At 72.3% G+C, this 20,975-nt stretch carries 19 protein-coding genes; 12 read left to right on the plus strand and 7 right to left on the minus strand.

What is annotated here, in order from left to right; translation table 11 throughout:
• Positions 1–16 precede the first annotated feature (16 nt).
• Positions 17–841, minus strand: a complete 825-nt coding sequence (locus ACIBVL_RS20985; RefSeq protein WP_399098719.1) for an MOSC domain-containing protein — start codon at positions 839–841, stop codon at positions 17–19.
• Positions 842–883: 42 nt separating this feature from the next.
• Positions 884–1,315, minus strand: a complete 432-nt coding sequence (locus ACIBVL_RS20990) for a DUF6643 family protein (RefSeq protein ID WP_399098721.1) — start codon at positions 1,313–1,315, stop codon at positions 884–886.
• Positions 1,316–1,609: 294 nt separating this feature from the next.
• Between ACIBVL_RS20990 and ACIBVL_RS20995 the strand changes: the two genes are divergently transcribed.
• A complete protein-coding gene (locus ACIBVL_RS20995) occupies positions 1,610–2,911 on the plus strand; it encodes a TerD family protein (protein WP_399098878.1) in 1,302 nt (433 codons plus the stop codon).
• Between the two features lie 17 nt (positions 2,912–2,928).
• Here the strand turns inward: ACIBVL_RS20995 and ACIBVL_RS21000 are convergent, their stop codons facing one another.
• The gene (locus tag ACIBVL_RS21000; RefSeq protein ID WP_399098722.1) at positions 2,929–4,104 is read right to left on the minus strand and encodes a glycosyltransferase; all 1,176 of its coding nucleotides are present in this window, start codon (positions 4,102–4,104) and stop codon (positions 2,929–2,931) included.
• A 57-nt stretch (positions 4,105–4,161) separates the two neighbouring features.
• On the opposite strand from ACIBVL_RS21000, the gene ACIBVL_RS21005 reads away from it, so the two are divergent.
• Together ACIBVL_RS21005 and ACIBVL_RS21010 are read left to right on the plus strand one after the other, a co-directional pair.
• Positions 4,162–4,947: a glutamate racemase gene (locus tag ACIBVL_RS21005; protein WP_399098723.1), complete on the plus strand. Its 786-nt coding sequence runs from the start codon at positions 4,162–4,164 to the stop codon at positions 4,945–4,947.
• Between the two features lie 104 nt (positions 4,948–5,051).
• Complete coding sequence (locus ACIBVL_RS21010) at positions 5,052–5,609, plus strand: hypothetical protein (RefSeq protein WP_399098724.1); 558 nt, start codon at positions 5,052–5,054, stop codon at positions 5,607–5,609.
• 2 nt (positions 5,610–5,611) lie between these two features.
• Here ACIBVL_RS21010 and ACIBVL_RS21015 read toward each other — a convergent pair whose 3' ends face one another.
• Entirely contained in the window at positions 5,612–6,625 is a 1,014-nt protein-coding gene (locus ACIBVL_RS21015; RefSeq protein ID WP_399098725.1) for an O-antigen ligase family protein, read from the minus strand.
• 276 nt (positions 6,626–6,901) lie between these two features.
• On the opposite strand from ACIBVL_RS21015, the gene lnt reads away from it, so the two are divergent.
• Together lnt and ACIBVL_RS21025 are read left to right on the plus strand one after the other, a co-directional pair.
• Positions 6,902–8,518, plus strand: coding sequence for an apolipoprotein N-acyltransferase (lnt, locus tag ACIBVL_RS21020; RefSeq protein ID WP_399098726.1), 1,617 nt, complete (start codon positions 6,902–6,904; stop codon positions 8,516–8,518).
• Positions 8,519–8,612: 94 nt separating this feature from the next.
• Positions 8,613–9,092: an NUDIX hydrolase gene (locus ACIBVL_RS21025; RefSeq protein WP_399098727.1), complete on the plus strand. Its 480-nt coding sequence runs from the start codon at positions 8,613–8,615 to the stop codon at positions 9,090–9,092.
• Between the two features lie 212 nt (positions 9,093–9,304).
• Here ACIBVL_RS21025 and ACIBVL_RS21030 read toward each other — a convergent pair whose 3' ends face one another.
• On the minus strand, positions 9,305–10,255 hold the full coding sequence (locus ACIBVL_RS21030; protein ID WP_399098728.1) for a LysR family transcriptional regulator: 951 nt from the start codon (positions 10,253–10,255) through the stop codon (positions 9,305–9,307).
• Between the two features lie 130 nt (positions 10,256–10,385).
• Between ACIBVL_RS21030 and ACIBVL_RS21035 the strand changes: the two genes are divergently transcribed.
• The 5 genes from ACIBVL_RS21035 to ACIBVL_RS21055 are packed head-to-tail and all read left to right on the plus strand — an operon-like array spanning position 10,386 to position 15,420.
• The gene (locus ACIBVL_RS21035; RefSeq protein ID WP_399098729.1) at positions 10,386–11,378 is read left to right on the plus strand and encodes a fumarylacetoacetate hydrolase family protein; all 993 of its coding nucleotides are present in this window, start codon (positions 10,386–10,388) and stop codon (positions 11,376–11,378) included.
• Positions 11,375–12,331, plus strand: coding sequence for a cyclase family protein (locus tag ACIBVL_RS21040; RefSeq protein WP_399098730.1), 957 nt, complete (start codon positions 11,375–11,377; stop codon positions 12,329–12,331). Before ACIBVL_RS21035 ends, ACIBVL_RS21040 begins: the two co-directional genes overlap by 4 nt.
• A 23-nt stretch (positions 12,332–12,354) precedes the next feature.
• Positions 12,355–13,488, plus strand: coding sequence for an FAD-dependent oxidoreductase (locus ACIBVL_RS21045; protein WP_399098732.1), 1,134 nt, complete (start codon positions 12,355–12,357; stop codon positions 13,486–13,488).
• A complete protein-coding gene (locus tag ACIBVL_RS21050; protein ID WP_399098733.1) occupies positions 13,485–14,483 on the plus strand; it encodes an amidohydrolase family protein in 999 nt (332 codons plus the stop codon). Before ACIBVL_RS21045 ends, ACIBVL_RS21050 begins: the two co-directional genes overlap by 4 nt.
• A gap of 4 nt (positions 14,484–14,487) precedes the next feature.
• Entirely contained in the window at positions 14,488–15,420 is a 933-nt protein-coding gene (locus ACIBVL_RS21055) for a VOC family protein (RefSeq protein WP_399098734.1), read from the plus strand.
• Between the two features lie 38 nt (positions 15,421–15,458).
• Here the strand turns inward: ACIBVL_RS21055 and ACIBVL_RS21060 are convergent, their stop codons facing one another.
• Both ACIBVL_RS21060 and ACIBVL_RS21065 read right to left on the minus strand, forming a co-directional pair.
• Positions 15,459–16,316 (minus strand): SDR family oxidoreductase, encoded by an 858-nt coding sequence (locus ACIBVL_RS21060; RefSeq protein WP_399098735.1) that lies wholly within the window; start codon positions 16,314–16,316, stop codon positions 15,459–15,461.
• Positions 16,317–16,466: 150 nt separating this feature from the next.
• Positions 16,467–17,486: a LacI family DNA-binding transcriptional regulator gene (locus ACIBVL_RS21065; protein ID WP_399098736.1), complete on the minus strand. Its 1,020-nt coding sequence runs from the start codon at positions 17,484–17,486 to the stop codon at positions 16,467–16,469.
• A 212-nt stretch (positions 17,487–17,698) separates the two neighbouring features.
• Between ACIBVL_RS21065 and ACIBVL_RS21070 the strand changes: the two genes are divergently transcribed.
• Both ACIBVL_RS21070 and ACIBVL_RS21075 read left to right on the plus strand, forming a co-directional pair.
• Complete coding sequence (locus ACIBVL_RS21070) at positions 17,699–19,618, plus strand: glycoside hydrolase family 127 protein (RefSeq protein WP_399098737.1); 1,920 nt, start codon at positions 17,699–17,701, stop codon at positions 19,616–19,618.
• Between the two features lie 133 nt (positions 19,619–19,751).
• A complete protein-coding gene (locus ACIBVL_RS21075) occupies positions 19,752–20,975 on the plus strand; it encodes an extracellular solute-binding protein (RefSeq protein WP_399098880.1) in 1,224 nt (407 codons plus the stop codon).

A 20,975-nucleotide genomic window follows, 5' to 3' on the forward strand; every position in this document is an offset into this window, starting at 1 on the left:
ATCTGCCCGGCGGGAGCTACTCGATCACCCGTACCGGATCGCCGGCCCGGATGGTGCCGCGCGTGAGGGGAACCAGGTTCTGCCCGAAGACCAGCTTGCCGCCGAGCCGGCGGTGCCGGCCCAGGGTGTGCAGCGGTTCCCTGCCGCGCGCCGTGGTGGCCTGGTCGGTGGTGGTCACGACACACCGCCCGCAGGCCTTGGCGACCCGGAAGGCCACCTCACCGATCTCGAGACGCCTCCAGCCGTCCTCGGCCCAGGGGGCGGTGCCCGCCACGACCACGTTCGGCCGGAAACGGTTCATCGGCAGGGGACCTTCGGCGGCATGCTCGCCCTCAGCCATCAGGGAGTTGAGGGCCTCGAGCGAGGCGACCGTCGTGACCAGCAGCGGATAACCGTCGGCGAAGGAGACGGTCTCACCGGGCAGCGCGTACTCGGGGTCGACGGGCCGGCGTGTCGCGGGGTCGTCCATGTGCACCAGCCGCACGTCCGCCCCCAGGTAGGCGCTGCACCAGGCGTGCGCGGTGCCGTCGGCGAGGACCCCCTCCACCTTGTCGCGGAAGATCTCCAACGAGACCGTGCTCACCGGGTCGGGAACCGCCACCGCCAGCGGCTCGAGCCCGGGTGCGGACAGACGCAGGCCGCCGCCGGGCAGAAGCTCGGCGGCGGCCTGCGCGAGGCGCGGCTGCTGGCGTTGTGTGACGACCTTTCCCCCGTCGTCGATCAGCGCCCAGCGTCGGTCTCCGGCCAGCCCCCAGGGCTCCACGACGGCCTCCCGGGGCGACTGGCCCCGGAACGCCTTGACCGGATGGATGTGAATCGACAGCAGCTCCGCGTTCCCCATGGGGTCATCCTGCCAGGTGGCACCGACGACCCCCGGGTCGGCTCAGTAGCCGCGGTACTGCTGGTTGTTGTACGGATCCTGGTACTGGGGCGCGGCCGGCCGGGGAGCGGCGGGACGCATCGCCTCGTAGCCCATGCCGGGCGCCGCCGGGCGCGGCTGCTGCGGCGCCTGCGGACCCGGGTAGCCACGGGGCGCCCCGGCCTGCTGCGGGATGTACGCGGCGGGCGCCTGCTGCAGCGGGGAGGGCTGCTGCGCCTGTGGGTAGCCGTACGACGGCTGGGACGGGGCCGCCGGGAGGGCGGGCAGTGCCGACGGCAGCGCGGGCAGGTGGCTGCTGCTCGGCGTGTCGTACGCGGCGGGGACCCGGATCGGGGCGATCTGCGGGGTTCCCCGCTCGGCCACGAGCGAGTCGTAGATCGGAGTGTCCGGGAAGGCGGAGTAGTAGCCGCCATAGGTGGAGCGGGGGGAGGTCATGGCACATAAGGTAAGCCCACGATGTGCTGGTTGGGGAGACCGATAAGAGGGTTGTTTTCCGTGTCGGCGGTGCCTTGGGATGCCCAATGCGAGCGAACTCGGCGAAAAGGGACGGCGAATACCGTTGTGATCGTGTAAAAGCCGAGTTCCGGGCGGGTTACCCGCGGGTCGGGAGGACTGTTCCCGCGCCTTTCGTGGGCCTGTGCTGTCCTGCGCAATAGGTTGGCCGGGTAGACAACCCGAGGGCGCGGGGGACGGCCCTGCGCGCGGACACGTGAGGGGGCGGACATGTCGATGCCGAAGGGCTCCAACACGCCGGTGCCGACGACGGCGCTGCGGGTCGAGCTGGGCTGGCGCTCGGGGCCCGGTGTGCCCGACGCGGACGCGTCGGCGCTGCTGCTCGTGGGGGGAAAGGTCCGTTCCGACGCCGACTTCGTCTTCTACAACCAGCCGGCGCACTCCTCCGGCGCGGTCCGCCACGAGGGCAAGCGGGACGCCGACGGCCGGGTGACGGACACCCTCCTCGTCGACCTCGCGCGCGTGGAGCCCGCGATCGAGACCGTCGTCCTGGCCGCCTCCACCGACGGCGGCACCTTCGCCCAGGTGCCCGACCTCTACATCGAGGTGCGGGACGACGCCGGGGGCACCGTCGCCGCCCGGTTCGACAGCACCGGCGCGACGGTCGAAACGGCCTTCGTGCTCGGGGAGTTCTACCGCCGCCAGGGCGCCTGGAAGTTCCGCGCCGTCGGACAGGGTTACGGCAGTGGCCTCGAAGGGCTGGCCACGGACTTCGGCATCACCGTGGACGAGCCGCAGCACGCGGCACCCTCGCCGGATCCCCGGACCGTGCCGGTACCCCCGACCGCCCCCGACCCTGCGCCGGCCCCGCCGGTCACCGTGCCCCCGTCCGTCCACCAGGCCCCGCCGCCTCCTCCGCCGGCCCCGCCCGCCACGCCGGTCCGGTTGACCAAGGTGACGCTCACCAAGGCCGCTCCCTCGGTGTCGCTCACCAAGCAGGGCGGCACGACGGGTGTCATGCGCGTGAACCTCAACTGGGAGGTGCGCAAGCAGTTCTCGGGGTGGGGCAGCAAACGCGGCCGCGCGGTCGCGCTCCACAACGACCTCGACCTCGACCTGTGCGCCCTGTTCGAACTCGCCGACGGCCGCAAGGGTGTGGTCCAGGCCCTCGGCAACGCCTTCGGCGCCCTGCACCAGCCGCCGTACATCCACCTCGACGGCGACGACCGCACCGGAGCCCTGTCGAGCGGCGAGAACCTCACCATCAACCTCGACCACCGCAACGACCTGAGGCGCGTCCTGGTCTTCGTGACCATCTACGAGGGCGCCCGCTCCTTCGCCGATCTGCACGCGACAGTCACCCTGCAGCCCCAGTACGGCGCCGCGATCGACTTCTCCCTGGACGAGTGCACCGTTCCCTCGACCGTGTGCGCCCTCGCGCTGATCACCAACAACGGCGGCGACCTCATCGTCCAGCGCGAGGCCCGCTACCTCGTGCCCGACCGCGGGGTGAGTCCGCAGCGGACCGTCGACCGCGCCTACGGGTGGGGCATGAACTGGACGCCGGGCCGCAAGTAGACCTCTCCGGCAAGGCGTCAGCCCTCGTCGGCCACCGTGTCCGGACGCGCGTAGGTGCGGCCCTTCCAGGCCGCCCCCCGCCCCCGGTAGTGCTGCACCGCGGAATCCACCGTCATCAGGAGGTAGAGGAACGCGGTGAACGGCAGCAGGGGAGCGAGCCACAGCGGCTGCCGGTAGTAACGGAGCATCGGGACGTACGTCCCCGTCATCACCGTCCACGCCAGGCCGCCGAACACCGCCGTGGCCGTACCGCCGACGGCGAGCCCGGTGAGCAGGGCGAGCGGCGGGACCAGGTACACCAGCGCCAGGCCGAGCACCGTACCGGCCAGCAGCAGGGGGTTGTGGCGCAGTTGGGCGTAGGCGCTGCGCGACACCATCCGCCACAGGTCGTGCAGCCGCGGATAGGGGCGCACGCTGTCCACCCGGTCGGCCAGCCCCAGCCAGACGTGACCGCCGGCGCCCTTCACCGCCCGCGCGAGCGCCACGTCGTCGATGACGGCGTGGCGGATGGCGTCCGGGATCCGCGCCCGCTCGGCCGCCTCGGCGCGCAGCAGGACACAGCCGCCCGCCGCTGCCGCCGTCCGCGCCCCGCGCCGTCCGATCCGGCGGAACGGGTACAACTGCGCGAAGAAGTACACGAAGGCCGGCACGACCAGCCGCTCCCACCGGCTCTCCACCCGCAACCGCGCCATCTGCGAGACGACGTCGAAGTCCCCGGTGCCGGCCGCCGCCACCAGCTCCCGCAGGCTGCCGGGTGCGTGCGCGATGTCGGCGTCCGTCAGGAGCAGGTACTCGGGCTCACGCGCGCGTGCCAGCGCGATCCCGTGGCGCACCGCCCACAGCTTGCCCGTCCAGCCGGCGGGCGGCTCTCCCGGCGAGTCGACGGTCAGCGTCGGCCCGCCGTGCCGCCGCGCGAGTTCGCGGGCCAGTTCCCCGGTGCCGTCCGAGCTGCCGTCGTCGACGAGGAAGACCTCCACCCGCCCCGGATAGTCCTGCGCGAGCAGCGACGGCAGACTCGCGGACAGCACCGCGGCCTCGTCACGGGCGGGGACGACCACACAGACCGAGGGCCACTCCTCGGGCTCCCCACGGTCCGGCAGCCTGACGTCCGTACGCCAGAAGAAGCCCTGACAGAGCAACAGCCACAGCCAGGCGGCCAGGGACACGGCGGCGATCCACACGACGGCGCTCACCCGCGCAGTCTGCCCCACCCGGCCGAGCGGCAAGAGCACATCGTCTATCGTGGCCGGGTGAAGATCGCGCTCATGGACTCCGGAATCGGGCTGTTGGCGGCCACCGTCGCGGTACGGCGCCTGCGACCCGATGCCGATCTCGTGCTCTCCCTCGACCCCGACGGCATGCCCTGGGGTCCGCGCACCCCGCAGGACCTCACGGCGCGCGCCGTGGCCGTCGCCGAGGCGGCCGCCGCCCATCGGCCCGACGCCCTCATCGTCGGCTGCAACACCGCGACCGTGCACGCGCTGCCCGCGCTGCGCACCCTCCTCGAGCCGGGCATCCCGGTGATCGGCACCGTCCCCGCCATCAAGCCGGCCGCGGCCGGCGGCGGTCCCGTCGCGATCTGGGCCACCCCGGCCACCACCGGCAGCCCCTACCAGCGCGGCCTCATCGAGGACTTCGCCGACGGTGTCACGGTCGCCGAGGTGCCGTGCTGGGGCCTGGCCGAGGCCGTGGAGCGCGCGGACGAGGCGGCGATCGACGCCGCCGTCGCCGCGGCCGCCGCCCTGACCCCCGAGGACGTCACCACCGTCGTCCTGGGCTGCACCCATTACGAACTGGTCGCCGACCGCATCCGCGCCGCCGTGCAACGCCCCGGGCTGCCGCCCCTCGTCCTGCACGGCTCGGCCGGTGCCGTCGCCGCTCAGGCCCTGCGCCGCATCGGTGCCCGTCCCGCGCCCGAGACGGCCGCCCTCGGCTCCGTGACCGTCCTGCTCAGCGGACGCGAGGGCGGTCTCCCACAGCCCGCGCTCGCCTACGCGGAAGGCCGACTGCTCCAGGCCGTCAGCCCCGCCCGGTAACGACGGCCACCGGGCCTACGGGCTCACGTCGCCCCCGCCCGCTCGGCGCAGTCACCCTGCGCTACGCCCTACCCGCGCAGCGAAACCTGAGTAACCTCATGCCTATGAGGGACCACTCCCACGACCACCCCCCGGGCGAGGACACCCCGTTTCCCGAGGTCTGGACCGGACGGGCCACCAACCGGTTCCAGTGGCTGCTCGCGCTGGTCGGCGCCGCCTGTATGGCGCTCGGCATCGAGCTCGCCGTCGACTCCGCCTGGACGTCCGGTACCGCTCCCCTCGTCATGTCCGTCGTCGGCTGCATCGCCGCCGGACTGTTGGTCCTCTTCGGTACCCTCGCCTTCGTCCACGTCGACCTGAAGCTCGACAAGGAGTCGGTGGAGGTGCGCTGCGGCCACATCGGGGTGCCACGCCGCCGCATTCCGCTGGCCCACGTCGCCGGTGCCGAGTTCGAACCGCATGTCACCCCGCGCCACTGGGGCGGCTGGGGTTACCGCTGGCGTCCGGAGAAGGGCACCGCCGTCGTCGTACGCCGTGGTGAGGGCGTGGTGCTGCGGCTGTGGGACGGGCACACGTTCACGATCACCGTGGACGACGCCGAGTCCGCCGTGGCGGCGATCAAGGCCCGGCTGCGGGCGCGGACGCCGGGTCCGGCGCACTGACGTCAGACCGCCGGGCGGTCGCGGCGGCGCTCCCTCCCCGCCTCCGCCGGTACCTCCGCCACGGGCTCCTCGATGAGCGGCCGGGCCGTCGCCAGGCCGGCCAGCAGTCCCGCGCCGACCGACACCGTGGTGAAGCTCAGCGCGTTGCCGACGGCGGCGAGCGCCGCGACAGCGGTGAGCGCGGCACCCGCCGAGAGAACGACCGGCGTGGGGCGGGGCGCTCGCCACAGGGCGAACAGCACCCAGCAGAAGGCCGCCGCGAGCAGCAGCACCCCTACGACACCCTGCTCCGCCGCCAGCTGCAGCGGCGCCGAGTGCGGCTTGCCGTCGGAGAGCGTCGACTGCGCCGCCGTGGGGCTCAGCTCCCCGAAGCGGCCGGGTCCCACCCCGAGAGCGGCGTCGCCGTGCGCCAGGTGCAGGGCGTCGCGCCACAGGTCGACCCGGCGGGGCGTGAGCCGGTCCTCCAAGGACGCGGTGAGCCCCGCGGGCAGCGTGTTCCCGGCGATCGCCCAGGTCAGACCGGTCAGCACGATCGTCGTCAGAGCCAGCCCGGCGAGGCCCGGCCCCCGGTGGCGCAGCCGGCCGGCGGCCAGGGAGCACAGCAGTACGGCACAGCACGTCACGACCGCCGTGATCGAGCCCAGCAGCGCCCCGGCGACCACGACCGTGCCGGCCAGCAGCCGCAGCGCGAGCCGCAGCACGGGCAGGGGCGTCGCCCAGGCGGCACAGCACGCGGCACCGGTCGACAGCGTCAGCACCGCCGCCGTGGCACCCGCATGGCCCAGCGGCGAGGCGATCTCCGGTCCCGGCGCGAGCCGCGGCAGCGTCACCGTCAGGGTGAGCCCGGCCAGCGCCGCCGCACAGGGAGCGGCCACGGGCAGCAGCACCCCGCAGATCCGGCCCGCCGCGTACCCGGCGGCCACGGCCAGCACCGCGAGCAGCACGCCCTCGGGCCGACCGTCGTGCACGGCCGCGGTGACCAGGGACCAGCCGGCACAGGCCCCGAGCACCGCCACCCCGGTGGCGTCGGAAACGACTCGTCTTTCTCCGTCGGCGTCCGTACCGGCCGCCGACGTCACCCCTGTGGAACCCGTGGACCCCACCCGTCCCCCCGAACCCGGTCGCCCCCCGGCGTCTGCCACCCCGGACGCGTGTGCGAACGGAGCTCTGGCACACCGTAACGGCTGATGGGCGGTTTGTGGATGCGTTGCGCGCAACGGTCGATCCCTCGGGGCGGACCGCCTCGCGGACCGTCCTGTCGGCCGAAAGGTCACCCGCCGTACACTCCCGGAGTGACCGTCACCGCAACTTCCGTGGGCCAGCCCGACCGGCTGGAGCCCCAGGCCACGCCGGTTTCCCGCCGTGCGCGGCTCCTGCGTCCGCTCCCCGCCGCCGCGGCGGCGCTCTCCGGAGTGCTGCTCTACGTCAGTTTCCCGCCGCGCACGCTGTGGTGGCTGGCCCTGCCGGCCTTCGCCGTCTTCGGCTGGGTGCTGCGCGGACGCAGCTGGAAGGCGGCCCTCGGCCTCGGGTACCTCTTCGGTCTGGGATTCCTGCTGCCGCTCCTGGTGTGGACCGGCGTCGAGGTCGGCCCCGGACCCTGGCTCGCCCTGGTGGCCATCGAGGCGGTCTTCGTCGCCGTCGTCGGAGTCGGCGTCGCCAAGGTCTCGAAGCTGCCGGCCTGGCCGGTGTGGGCGGCCGCCCTCTGGATCGCGGGCGAGGCCGCACGCGCGCGTGCGCCGTTCCGCGGCTTCCCGTGGGGCAAGATCGCCTTCGGCCAGGCGGACGGGGTCTTCCTGCCGCTCGCCGCACTCGGCGGCACCCCCGTCCTCGGCTTCGCGGTCGTCCTCAGCGGGTTCGGCCTCTACGAAGTCGTGCGTCTCGTCCTGGAGCGGCGACGCACGGGCGAGGTGCGACGGTCCGCCGCCACCGTGGCCCTGCTCAGCCTGGCCGTCCCGTTCGGGGCCGCCCTCGCATCGCGCACTCTGGTGAGCGACACGGCGGAGGACGGCACCGTGACGGTCGCCGCCATCCAGGGGAACGTCCCCCGCCTCGGCCTCGAGTTCAACGCCCAGCGCCGCGCCGTCCTCGACTACCACGCGCGCGAGACGGAGCGCCTGGCCGCCGAGGTCGAAGCCGGCAAGGTGGCCAGGCCCGACATCGTGCTGTGGCCCGAGAACTCCGCCGACGTCGACCCCTTCGCCAACGCCGACGCCGCCGCCGTCATCGACAAGGCGGCCAAGGCGATCGGTGCCCCCATCTCGGTCGGCGGGGTCGTCGAGCGGGACGGCAGGCTCTACAACGAGCAGATCCTCTGGGACCCGGAGAAGGGCCCCACCCAGACGTACGACAAGCGGCAGATCCAGCCGTTCGGCGAGTACCTTCCGCTGCGCTCGCTCATCGGGGCGATCAACAGCGACTGGACGGCGATGGTCCGGCAGGACTTCAGCCGGGGCACCAAGCCGGGCGTGTTCGACATGGACAACGCCAGGGTGGGCCTGGTCACCTGCTACGAGGCCGCCTTCGACTGGGCCGTGCGCTCCGAGGTCATCGACGGCGCCCAGCTCATCTCCGTGCCCAGCAACAACGCCACCTTCGACCGCAGCGAGATGACCTACCAGCAGCTCGCCATGTCGCGCGTGCGCGCCGTCGAGCACAGCCGCACCGTGACCGTGCCCGTCACCAGCGGCGTCAGCGCGATCATCATGCCGGACGGGAAGATCACCCAGAAGACCGGAATGTTCGTCGCGGACTCCCTGGTGCAGAAGGTGCCGCTGCGCTCCTCGGAGACGCCCGCGACCCGGCTCGGCATCCTCCCGGAGATCGCCCTGGTGCTCGTCGCCGCGGGCGGTCTGGGCTGGGCGATCGGCGCGGGCGTACGCGCCGGGCGGGGCGCGACCGCGCAGTCGTAGGCTGCCGGTACGACGTCGTACGCCTGCCCTTGTGACGTCGTGCGCCCTGTGCGCGTCCCCGTGGCACAGGACCGGCCCGCGTTAGGGTCGGTCCATGCCGACCCCCGAGTTCATCACCGAGATCCGGGCCTCCGCGGGCCACCAACTGCTCTGGCTTCCCGGCGTCAGCGCCGTCGTCTTCGACGACCAGGGCCGGGTGCTGCTGGGGCAGCGCGCGGACAACCGTCAGTGGACCGTGATCACGGGCATCCCGGAGCCCGGCGAGCAGCCCGCCGACTGCGCCGTGCGCGAGGTGGAGGAGGAGACGGGCGTGCGCTGCGTTCCCGAGCGCGTCGTCATGGTCCGCTCCGGGCGGGAGGTGGAGTACCCCAATGGCGACCGGTGCGTGTTCATGGACGTCACCTTCCGCTGCCGGGCGCTCGGCGGCGAGGCGCGGGTCAACGACGACGAGTCCGTCGAGGTCGGCTGGTTCGCTGTGGACGCCCTGCCGCCGATGCGTGCGGGACAGCTGTTCCGCATCAAGCAGGCGCTCTCCGACGCACCCACGTGGTTCGAGTCCACGCTGTCCGACTGAAGAGCCGGGTCCGGTCACGTGCGGTGAGGACGGTACGCTCACCGCGCCGACGGCGGCGGCCGGGCCGCGCGCCGCGGCCGGCGGCGCCGGGCCCACGGTCCGGGGCAACGACCGGGACACCGACCGTGGGCGACATGAACGATCACCGCGAGGCACCTCTCGACCCCGCCGGTTCAGCGGAACCCGCCCCCCGCACCGGGGAGAGCGGGACATCAGCCTGAATCTTCTTCCGCCGCTGCCCGGACACGGCCGGGAGCGGACGTGCTCAGCTCCGCTCCCACACGGGCGGCGGTCTCGCGCAGCCAGATGTGGGCCGCGTCGTGGGTGTGGACGGGGTGCCACCACAGCGCCTCCTGGAGCGGGACGACGTTGTGGGGCGGTTCCATCATGCGTACGGCGGCGACCCCGTTCAGCCGCTCGGCCAGGCGCTGCTGCACCAGGGCGATCCGGCGGGTGCCGGCGACCAGGAAGGGCAGCACCTGGAAGCTGTCGGCGGAGACCTCGACGCGAGGCTCGATGCCGAGCATGCTCAGCTGCCGGGCGGCCGGGGCGTCGTAGGTGCGCTGGTAGGTGACCCACGGCAGCCTTGCCAGGTCGTCCATGGTCAGCCGGTCTCCGACCTCGTCGCTGGACTCGGCGACGAGGAAGACCCAGCGGTCGGTGAACAGCTCGACGGTGGGAAAGCCGCCGATCACACCGTGCGGCATCAGGAGACCGTCCGCCGTGCTGAGCAGCGTCGTGGGGTCCTCCGTGACGTCGGGCGGGATCCGCTGGAAGCGCAGCCGCACCCCGGGGGCCTCGGCGTGCACGGTCCGGGCCAGTTCGGTACCGAACACGGTGACGGCGTAGTCGGACGCGAGCAGGGTGAACTCGTGCTCCTCGCTGTCCGCGGCGAAGTCGGCCCTGCTGCTGAAGACCCTTTCCAGCAGGTCGCAGGCGGCGGCGGTGCGATCCAGGAGGGCGCGGCCGAGGGCCGTCAGCTCGTACTGGCCGCCGACGCGGGAGAGCAGCTCGTCGTCGAAGTGGCGGCGCAGCCGGGCCAGGGCCGCGCTCATCGCGGGCTGGCTGAGCCCGATGCGCTGTCCGGCGCGGGTGACATTGCGTTCCTCCAGCAGGGCCCGCAGGGACAGGACGAGATTGAGATCGAGGCCGGACAGGTACACAACGCCTCCAGAACGAGGCCGCCCCGGACAGCGGCATCTACGCGGTGGATGATCAACATCTGAAGAATCGATTTCCCAGATCGGCGGGGTGGAGCCAGATTAGTCGCACCGCAATCTGGAGGACATTCCCGTGAAACCCGCAGCCCTTTCCGCGTCCTTCTCCGGACCCTTCGCCCTCGGCACCCTCTCCGCTCCCGACCAGGTCCCCTTTCCCGCTCTCGTGATCCCCGAGGGGCGTGTCCTGGATCTTCGTACGGCACTCGGCGACCCCGCCACGACGACTCGGGGGATCTTCGAGCGATGGGACGCGGTCCTGCCCCGGCTGCACGCACTCGCCGAGGACGCGGACGCCGGCTGGCAGCCGCTCGACGGACTGCGCGCGCACGCCCCCGTCGAGCCCCGCCAGATCTTCCAGTCCGGCGCCAACTACCGGCAGCACGTGATCGACCTCGAGGTGGCCCACCGCTCTCCCGACGATCCGCGCACGGTCGAGCAGGCGCGGGCCGAGATCGCGGCGATCATGGACCGCCGGGCGGCCGAGGACCTGCCGTACGTCTTCATCGGCCTGCCGAGCGCCGTCACGGGCCCGTACGACGATGTCGTCCTCCCCGGCTGGGCCGAACAACCCGACTGGGAGCTGGAGCTGGCCGCCGTCATCGCCGAGCCGGCGCACCGGGTGTCCGTCGAGGACGCCCTGGACCATGTCGCCGGCTACACCATCGCCAACGACCTCACCGACCGTGCCACCGTCTTCCGCCGGGACATGAAGGCCATCGGCACCGACTGGCTGCGCAGCAAGAACGCGCCCGGCTTCACCCCGCTCGGCCCGTGGATCGTGCCGGCCGGTTCGGTCGCCGACCCCGGCGACCTGCGGGTCACGCTGAAGCTGAACGGCGAGACCATGCAGGACGAGTCGACCAAGGACATGCTCTTCGGTATCGCCCGGCTGGTGTCGTACGCCTCGCAGACCGCCCGACTCCTCCCCGGCGACCTCGTACTGACGGGTTCCCCGGCCGGCAACGGCATGCACTGGGGGCGGCTGCTGCGGGACGGCGACGTCATGGAGGGGACCATCACCGGGCTGGGCGTCCAGCGCACCCGCTGCGTCGGGGAGGCCTCGTGAACCGCCACGACCCCGAGGGTGCGATCGCCGAGGCGGCGAAGAAGTACGCGAACTGGGGGCGTTGGGGCGAGGACGACGTGCTCGGGACCCTGAACCACCTCGACGCGGCCAAGCGGCGCGAAGGGGCCGCACTGGTCCGCCGGGGCGTCAGCTTCTCCCTCGCCCAGTCCTTCGACATGAACGGCCCGCAGAAGGGCTGGCGCCGGCGCACCAACCCCGTGCACACCATGCTCGACACCGGCACCGACGCCGCCCTCGGCAACCAGGGCTTCCCGCACGGCATCGGCGGCGCCGACGACGTGATCGCGATGCCGTTGCAGTGCTCCACCCAGTGGGACGGGCTCGGGCACATCTTCGACCACGGCAAGGCGTGGAACGGGCGGCAGGCCGAGAAGGTCGTCACCTCCGACGGTGACCTCGTCACCGGCATCGAGCACATGGCGCCGTACGTCGCCGGCCGTGGAGTCCTCCTCGACGTCGGTCGCGTGATCGGTGACGGAGGCGAACTCCCCGACGGCTTCGCCATCACCGAGGAGCACCTGACCGCGACCGCCGAGGCGCACGGCGTGACCGTCGGCCGCGGCGACATCGTCGTCGTACGCACCGGACGGCTGGCCCGCGCCCGCCGCGAGGGCTGGGGCGACTACGCGGGCGGCGACTCGCCCGGCCTGTCCTTCACCACGGCCGGCTGGCTGCACCGCACCGAGATCGCCGCGATCGCCACCGACACCTGGGGCTTCGAGGTGCGGCCGAACGAGTTCGACGGTGCCTTCCAGCCACTGCACCAGGTGGCCATTCCCAACATGGGCCTGCTCATCGGCGAGATGTGGGACCCCGACGCACTCGCCGCCGACTGCTCGGCGGACGGCGTGTACGCGTTCTGGCTCACCGCCGCGCCCCTGCCCATCACCGGGGCCGTCGGCTCCCCGGTCAACCCGATCGCCGTCAAGTGACCGGCGGAACGAAGGAGTTCCCCATGACCACAGCACCGCGAAGAGTCCTCGTCGTCGGCGGCGGCGCCTCCGGCAACGCCGTGACGATCCTCCTGCGCCGGGCCGGTATCGACGTGGACCTGATCGAGGCCAGGCCCGACTGGAACGCCACCACGGGCTCGGGCATCACCCTCCAGGGCAACGCCCTGCGCGTCCTGCGCGAACTCGGCGTCCGGGAGCAGGTGGAGGCGTCCGGGTTCGCCTTCGGGGAACTGGGTGTGACGACCCCCGACGGGACCGTCCTGCACGTCCAGCACGACATCCGCACCGGCGGCGACGACCTGCCGGCCACGGTCGGCGTGCAGCGCCCCCGGCTCCAGCAGATCCTCATCGACGCGGTGCGCGCCTCGGGGGCCGCGGTCCGCCTGGGCATCACCGCCGAGACCCTGGAGCAGGACGCCGACGGCGTCTCGGTGCGCCTCAGTGACGGCACCACCGGCCGCTACGACCTGGTGATCGGCGCCGACGGCCTCAACTCCGCCACCCGCGCGGCGATCGGCATCACCGACAAACCCGAGCCCACCGGCATGGCCATCTGGCGCACCCCCGCGCCCCGCCCCGCGGCCGTCACGCGCACGGACCTCGCCTACGGCGGCCCGGCGTACATCGCCGGATACTGTCCGACCAGCGAGAACACCATCTACGCCTATGTCGTCGAGGCCTGCCGCGACCGGGCTTCGATCCCCGTGGAGTCGTACGCGGACGAAATGCGCCGGCTGGCCCAGCCGTACGGCGGTGTCTGGCCCGAGATCGTCGAGCACATCACGGATCCGGCGAAGGTCAACTACACCTGGTTCGACCGGCTGTTGGTCGAGGGGTCCTGGCACCGCGGCCGGGTCGTGCTGATCGGCGACGCCGCGCACTGCTGCCCGCCCACCCTGGCGCAGGGTGCGGCCATGTCCCTGGAGGACGCCTCCGTGCTGGCCGAGATGCTCACCGGCACCCGGCACTGGGACGACGAACTGCTCCAGGCGTTCTACGAGCGCCGCATCCCACGCGTGCGATCCGTCGTCGAGGCCTCCGTACAGCTGGGGCAGTGGCAGTTGGACGGGGTGCGTGACGCGGACGTCCCGGGGCTGATGGCCCGCACCATGAATCCCCTCAAGGATCTCCCGTGACCTCGCCGACCGTCGATGTGCACGCGCACGTCCTGCTGCCCGAGGTCGAGGCCCTGGTGGCCGGCCATCCCCGGCTCGCCGAGGCCCGGGCGCTGGACGCCCGCCGCAACGGTCCCGCGGCGCTGGCCGTCAACGGCCCCATGGTGAGCGAGCGCATCCCGAGACTGACCGATGTCGCCGTGCGGCTGGCCGCCATGGACGCGCAGGGCGTGGACGTCCAGCTGGTCAGCCCGTCGCCGTCGCACTACCACTACTGGGCGGACGAGGAGACGGCCGAGAAGCTGTCCTCACTGGCCAACGAGGCGACGGCCGCGCACTGCGGCGGGGCGCCCGGCCGACTCCACGGCCTCGGTCTGGTTCCCCTGCAGCACCCGCGGTCGGCGGTGCGTGCCCTCGAACACGCCATGGGCCTGGGCCTGTCGGGTGTCGAGATCTCCTCGCACGCTCCGGGCCGCGACCTGTCGGATCCGGCGTACGAACCCCTCTGGACGCGGGCCGAGGAGACGGGCGCGATCCTCTTCCTGCATCCCTTCGGCTGCACCCTCGACGAGCGCCTGGACCGGTGGTACCTGTCCAACACCGTCGGCCAGCCGACCGAGAACGCGGTCGCGCTGTCCCATCTGATCTTCTCCGGGGTGCTGGACCGGCACCCGGAGCTGAAGATCGTCGCCGCGCACGGCGGCGGTTATCTGCCCACCCACATCGGCCGCTCCGACCACGCCTGGCAGACCCGTTCCGACGCGGGCGCCGGCTGCTCCCGTCCGCCCAGCAGCTACCTGAAGCGCCTGTACTTCGACTCCCTCGTCCACGACCCCCACACCCTGCGGGAGCTGATCCGGGTCGCGGGTCCCGACCGGGTCCTGCTCGGCTCCGACTACCCCTTCGACATGGGCACCGAGGACCCCGTCGGCGCGCTGCGCGCGGCCCGGCTGTCCGATGCCGACTTCCACGCCGTACGGGGTGGCAACGCCGCCGCCCTCCTCCGGAAGGACTGACCTCATGCGTCTGCTCACCCATCTGCGGCACGTCGACCTCGCCGTGCCCGACTACGACAAGCAACTCGACTTCTACGCGGGCGTCTGGGGCCTGACCCAGGTCGCCGAGGACTCCGGGATCTCCTTCCTGGCCGCCGAAGGCAGCCCCGAGCAGTACGTCGTGCGGCTGCGCAAGGCCGAGGAGAAGCGCCTCGACCTGGTCTCCTACGGTGCGGCCTCCGTGGCCGACGTGGACACGCTCGCCGAGCGACTCCTCGCCGCCGAGGTGCGGCTGATCTCTCAGCCGGGCAAGGTCGGCACCCCCGGCGGCGGTTACGGCTTCCGCTTCTTCGACGTCGACGGGCGCACCATCGAGGTCTCGGCGGACGTAGAGGTCCGACAGCACCGCAGGATCGAGGAGAAGGAGGCGATCCCGGTCAAGCTGTCTCACGTCGTCCTCAACTCACCCGATCTGAACCGTACACGGGAGTGGTACGAGCGCCACCTCGGCTTCCGCCTCTCCGACACCCTCATGCACCCTCGAATGGGCGAGGCGATGCACTTCATGCGCATCAGCAACCAGCACCACTCCATGGCCATCGCCCAGGGCCCGCACACCGCCCTGCACCACATCTCCTTCGAGATGCGCGGCCTCGACGAGTACATGCGCGGCTCGGGGCGGGTCATCCGCTCCGGTGCCCGCAAGCTCTGGGGCCCGGGCCGGCACATGGCGGGCGACAACACCTTCACCTACTTCCTGGACCCGCAGGGCAACACGGTCGAGTACACGACCGAGCTGGAGCTGCTGGACGAGGACACCTGGCACCCGCACGTCTACGACTTCTCAAAGCCCGAGGTCACCGACCAGTGGGGCACGGCCAACCCGATGAACGAGCTGATCGCCAAGGAGTCGTTCAACGACGTCGACCGCGGCGTGTTCGTCGCTCCGCCGGTCTGATCGGGCGTTTCGCGCCCCGGGAAGACCAGCGGGGAGGTTCAGCCCCTGACGGCGCGGACGACGTCGACCAGGGGTGTGGCGGGGTGGCCGGTGAGGCGGGGCACGGCGTCGCTGACACCGTCGAGCCCGCCGGCCGCGATGGCCGTGTAGGTGGACACCCAGGCGTCGAGCTGCCACGGCGGCGCGCCGTAGGAGGCGCGGGAGGCATACGCCTCCTCGACCGTCTCGGGGCGGTAGGTGATCGCGCGGCCGAGTACCTCGGACAGGATGCCGGCGGCGTCGTCCAGCGTCAGGGACTCGGGCCCGGTCAGGTCGTGAACGGCACCGGCGTGCTCGGCCGGACGGGTCAGGACCGCGGCGGCGGCGTCGGCGATGTCGTCCTGGGAGACGAAGGCGGCCCGCCCCTGCCCGGCCGGACCGCGGATGACGCCGTCCTCTCCGACCAGATCGGGAACGAACTCCGCGTACAGGTTGTCGCGCAGGAATGTGTACGCCATCCCGCGGGCCCGGATGTGCTCCTCGGTGTGGAAGTGATCGCGGGCCAGCGTGAACGTCGCATCGGGTGCGGCGCCGAAGAAGGACACGTACACCAGGTGCCCGACACCCGCCTCCGCCGCGGCGTCCACGAAGGCCTTGTGCTGGTCGAGCCGGTCGGAACTCTCGGAGGCGGACACCATGAACACGGTCTCCGCGCCGCTCAGTCCGCGCACGACGGCGTCGTGGTCGCCGTAACCGCCGAGGACCGCCGCGGCACCGGGCAGCGCGGGCGCCCGATCGAGGCTGCGCACCAGCAGTCGCTGCGCCACGCCCCGCTCGGCCAAACGACGGGCCACACGCCCGCCGAGGCGTCCCGTGGCCCCCGTGACCACCACCGTTGCTTCGGACGATTCGGTCATGACTGGCATCGCTTCCGGTCGTGTCGGTCTGTGAGCGGCTCATGGGGAGACTACGCCGCGTCCGTGGCAACCGGCCGCCGAAGGGCGAGCATGGCGTGGTGCCCGACCAGTGCGCCGAGCTCGAACAGGCCGCGCTTCCCGTCGGCGGAGTCAGCTCGACTCGCGCACCACCAGGCGGCACGGCACGGTGTGCACGCCGGGCCGCGGCTCGGCGTCGATGGCCCGGAGCAGCTCCAGGGCGGCGATCCGGCCGATCTCGGTCAGGTTCGTGTCGACGGTGGTGAGAGGCGGGCGGCTGGCCAGGGCCATGGTGTCCCAGTTGTCGTAGCCCACCACGGCGATGTCTCCCGGAACCGCCACCCCGCGCTCGCGCAGCGCGTCCGCCACCCCCCGGGCGATCTGGTCGTTGCCGCAGAAGAAGGCGTCCGTCCCGGGCGCCGTGCGCAGCACGGCCTCGGCGGCCCGGCGGCCCCACGCCTCACTCCACTCGCCGTAGTGGATCCGCCCGGTCGACGGCTCCAGTGAGGCGCTCGCCAGGTGCTCGACCGCGTACTGGGCCCGCTCACGGGCGGCGGCGTGGTGCTCCGGTCCGGTGACGTGAGCGATCCGGGTCCGTCCGGTGCCCACCAGATGCTCGACGGCCAGGCGCGCGCCCCCGTGGTCGTCGGTGACGACGGAGGTGTCGGCGGGGTCGGTCGAGGGGGACAGCGCGTAGACGACTGGGACGGAGTCGACCCCCGGCAGCGGCGGCCGGGGATCGGTGCGGCGGCCGGTGACGATGATGCCGTCCACCCGGCGGTCCATGAGGTTGCGCAGGTGGTGCTGCTCCCGGATCGCGTCGCCCCGGGTGTCGCACAGCAGCACGGAGATCTTCCCGGCGCCCAGCGCGTCCTCGGCGCCCAGCAGCACGGGCGTGCTGAAGCGGCCGATCCCGTCCGTCGTCATCAGGCCGACCGTCCAGCTGCGGCCGCTGTGCAGACTCTGCGCGTGCTGGTTGGGCCGGAAGCCCAGCTCCTCCACCGCGGCCAGGACCCGTTGGCGTGTCTCGGGACGCATGCGCCCGCCGCCGCTGAGGGCCTTGGAGGCCGTACCGACGCTGACACCGGCGAGCGCGGCGACATCGGTCAGCCGGGCCCGGCCGGCCGGGGGAGAGTCTGGAGCAGAGGTCACGGGCAAACCTTTTCCTCGACTGGGCGGACGCCCGACATGGTGACAGGCGGCGAAGGGATGCGCCAGTCCGTGGGAAAGAAGAAAAAAGCCTTGCTGCGTCTCTTGACCGATTAGGTCCGCTGCCCTCTACTTCACGTCGAGAAAACGGTTGCGCAAGAGCAGGCTCCGGTGAGCCCGTCATCCACCCTCTGCGCCCTCACCCCCGGAGAGTCATGCCCCGCACACGCTCCACTCCGTCCGCCCCGGGACCGGTCCGCCTCGGCCCGGACGCCCGTGCCGCGTTGAGGCCCGCAGCCGTCGGCATCGACCCGGGTTTCTGGCACGCCCGCCGCGCGACCAACGCGCACGCCTCCATCCCCCAGGGGCCCGGGCTGCTGGAGTCCGCCGGAAACCTGCACAACCTGCGGCTGGCGGCCGGCAAGGACACGGGCGAGTTCCGGGGCGCCTACCCCTTCGTGGACACGGACGTGTACAAGTGGCTGGAGGCGGCCGCCTGGCAGCTCGCCCAGACCCCGGACGACGACCTCGCGGGCGAGGTCGACCGGATCGTCGCCCTGGTCGCCGCCGCCCAGCAGCCCGACGGCTATCTCAACACCTGGTTCCAGCTCGTCAAGGGCGGCGAGCGCTACCAGGATCTGCGCTGGGGCCACGAGCTGTACTGCGCGGGACACCTCATCCAGGCCGCGGTCGCCCACCACCGTGCCACCGGCAGCTCCGAACTCCTCGACGTGGCCGTCAGGTTCGCCGACCACATCGACTCCGTCTTCGGCCCGCCCGGCAGCGGCAGACCCATCGACGGCATCGACGGCCACCCGGAAGTGGAGACCGCCCTGGTCGAGCTCTACCGGGAGACGGGGGAACGCCGCTACCTCGACCTGGCCGCCTACTTCGTCGACCGGTACGGCCACGGCCTGCTCGGCGGCGAGGCCTACTGCCAGGACCGCGTCCCGCTGCGCGAGGCCACCAACGTCGAGGGGCACGCCGTACGGCAGTTGTACCTGCTGGCCGGGGCGACCGATCTGGCGACCGAGACCGGCGACGCCGAACTCCGCGCGGTCGGCGAGCGGTTGTGGCGGGCGATGACCGCCACCAAGACCCACCTCACCGGCGGGCTGGGCGCCCACCACGACGAGGAGGACTTCGGCGACCCCTACGAACTGCCCACCGAGCGCGCCTACTGCGAGACCTGCGCCGCCATCGCGTCGATCCAGTGGAGCTGGCGCATGGCCCTGCTCACCGGCGAGGCCCGCTACTCCGACCTGATCGAACGCACCCTCTACAACGGCTTCCTCGCCGGCGTCTCCCTCGACGGCGAGCGCTGGCTGTACGTCAACCCGCTCCAGGTCCGCGACGGCCACACCGACACCGGCGGCGACCAGTCGGCCCGCCGCACCCGCTGGTTCCGCTGCGCCTGCTGCCCGCCCAACGCGATGCGGCTGCTGGCGAGCCTGGAACACTACCTGGCCAGCGGCGACGACACGGGCCTGCAGATCCACCAGTACGTGAGCGGGCTCTACACCGCCGAGGGCATCGCCGTACGCGCCGAGACCGACTACCCCTGGCACGGCACGATCCGCCTCACCGTGGAGGAGACCCCCGCCGACCGGCCCTGGACGCTCTCCCTGCGTGTCCCGCAGTGGTGCCGCGACATCCGCGTCCGCTGCGCCGGACAGCCGTACGACTCTTCGGCGTCCGAGGGCTGGCTGCGCCTGGAGCGCACCTGGTCGCCCGGCGACGAGGTGGTGGTGGAGCTGACTCTCGAACCCCGGCTCACCGCCGCCGACCCCCGGGTGGACGCCGTACGCGGCTGTGCGGCGATCGAGCGCGGGCCGCTCGTGTACTGCCTGGAACAGGTCGACCACCCCGGTGGCGGCCTGGACGACATCGTCCTCGACCCCACCCGCCCACTGGCCGTGAAGCACCGTCCCGACCTCCTCGGCGGGGTCACGACGGTCGTGGCGGCCGGCCGTCGGCGTGACATCCCCGACCACGGCTGGTGGCCGTACACCGCCACGGACACCACGACCGACGCACCGGACGACGGCGATCCCGTCGAACTGACCGCCATCCCCTACTACGCCTGGGCCAACCGCGAGGACGGCGGCATGCGCGTCTGGCTGCCCCTCTCCTGACCCCCCTGCCGCGCCACTTCTACGACAACGAGGTCCCCCCGTGATACCGACCCGCCGCACGCCCCTTGTCCCCACCCGCCGCGCCCCCCTTGTCCCCGCCCGCCGCGCCCCCCTTGTCCCCGCCCGCCGCGCCCTGCTCGCCGCGCTCGCAGCCGTCGGCACCCTCGCCTCCCTCACCGCCTGCGCAGGCGGCTCCGACAGCTCGGGCTCCTCCGACGCCGCCGGGGGGACGTACACCTTCTGGGACCCGTACCCGCAGTTCGACGCCTCCTCCCCGTGGGGCAAGCGCGTCGCCCAGTGCGGTACCAAGGCGGGTGTCACCGTCAAGAGAACCGCGTACGACACCACCGACCTCGGCAACAAGGCGCTGCTCGCCGCCCAGCAGGGCAACGCGCCCGATGTGATGCTGGTGGACAACCCGGTCGTCTCCACGCTGGTCGAGGCGGGCATCCTCAACAAGACGAGCGATCTGGCCCTCGACACCAAGTCGATCCAGCAGAACATCATCGGCGCGGGCACCATCGACAACGCCGCCTACGGCATCCCGATCGGCGCCAACACCCTCGCCCTCTACTACAACAAGAAGGTCCTGTCCGCCGCCGGCGTCGACCCGGCCTCCGTCAAGGACTGGACCTCCCTCACCGCCGCCCTGCAGAAGGTCAAGTCGGCCGGGAAGAAGGGCATCACCTTCTCCGCCATCAACACGGAGGAGGGCAGCTTCCAGTTCCTGCCCTGGTTCTGGGGCGCCGGCGGCGACCTCACCGAGCTGAACTCGGCGAAGGGCGTGGCCGCCCTGTCGCTGTGGAAGGGCTGGGTGGACGACGGCCTGGCGCCCAAGGACGTCCTGCAGAACACCCAGACCACCAGTTGGCAGGAGTTCGCCACCGGCGACTACGCCTTCGGCGAGAACGGCACCTGGCAGCTCGGCAACGCCGACAAGGCCGGCTTCGACTACGGCATCATCAACATCCCCGCCCGCAACGGCGGTTCGGCACCGGTGCCGACGGGCGGCGAGTTCGTCACCGTGCCCGTGCAGAAGGACACCGCGCGCTACGACGTCAGCAAGAAGATCGTCACCTGTCTGACCAGCGACGCCAATCTCCTCGCCAGCGACACGACCCTGACGTATGTGGCGCCCACCGCCGCCGTCCAGGCGGAGCAGGTGAAGCAGAACCCGAAGCTCAAGCCCTGGGTGGAGGCCGTGGCCTCGGCCCGCGGCCGCACCAGCGGCGGTCTGGGCACCAAGTACCCGACCATCTCCGAGCCGATGTGGACCGCCGTCCAGGCGACCCTCTCCGGCAGCAAGAGCCCGCAGGCCGCGATGGACACGGCGCAGGCGAGCGCGCGGAAGAACTGA

Origin of the sequence: Streptomyces sp. NPDC049687 (assembly GCF_044465285.1) — a bacterium.
In the GTDB taxonomy this organism is placed as follows: domain Bacteria; phylum Actinomycetota; class Actinomycetes; order Streptomycetales; family Streptomycetaceae; genus Streptomyces.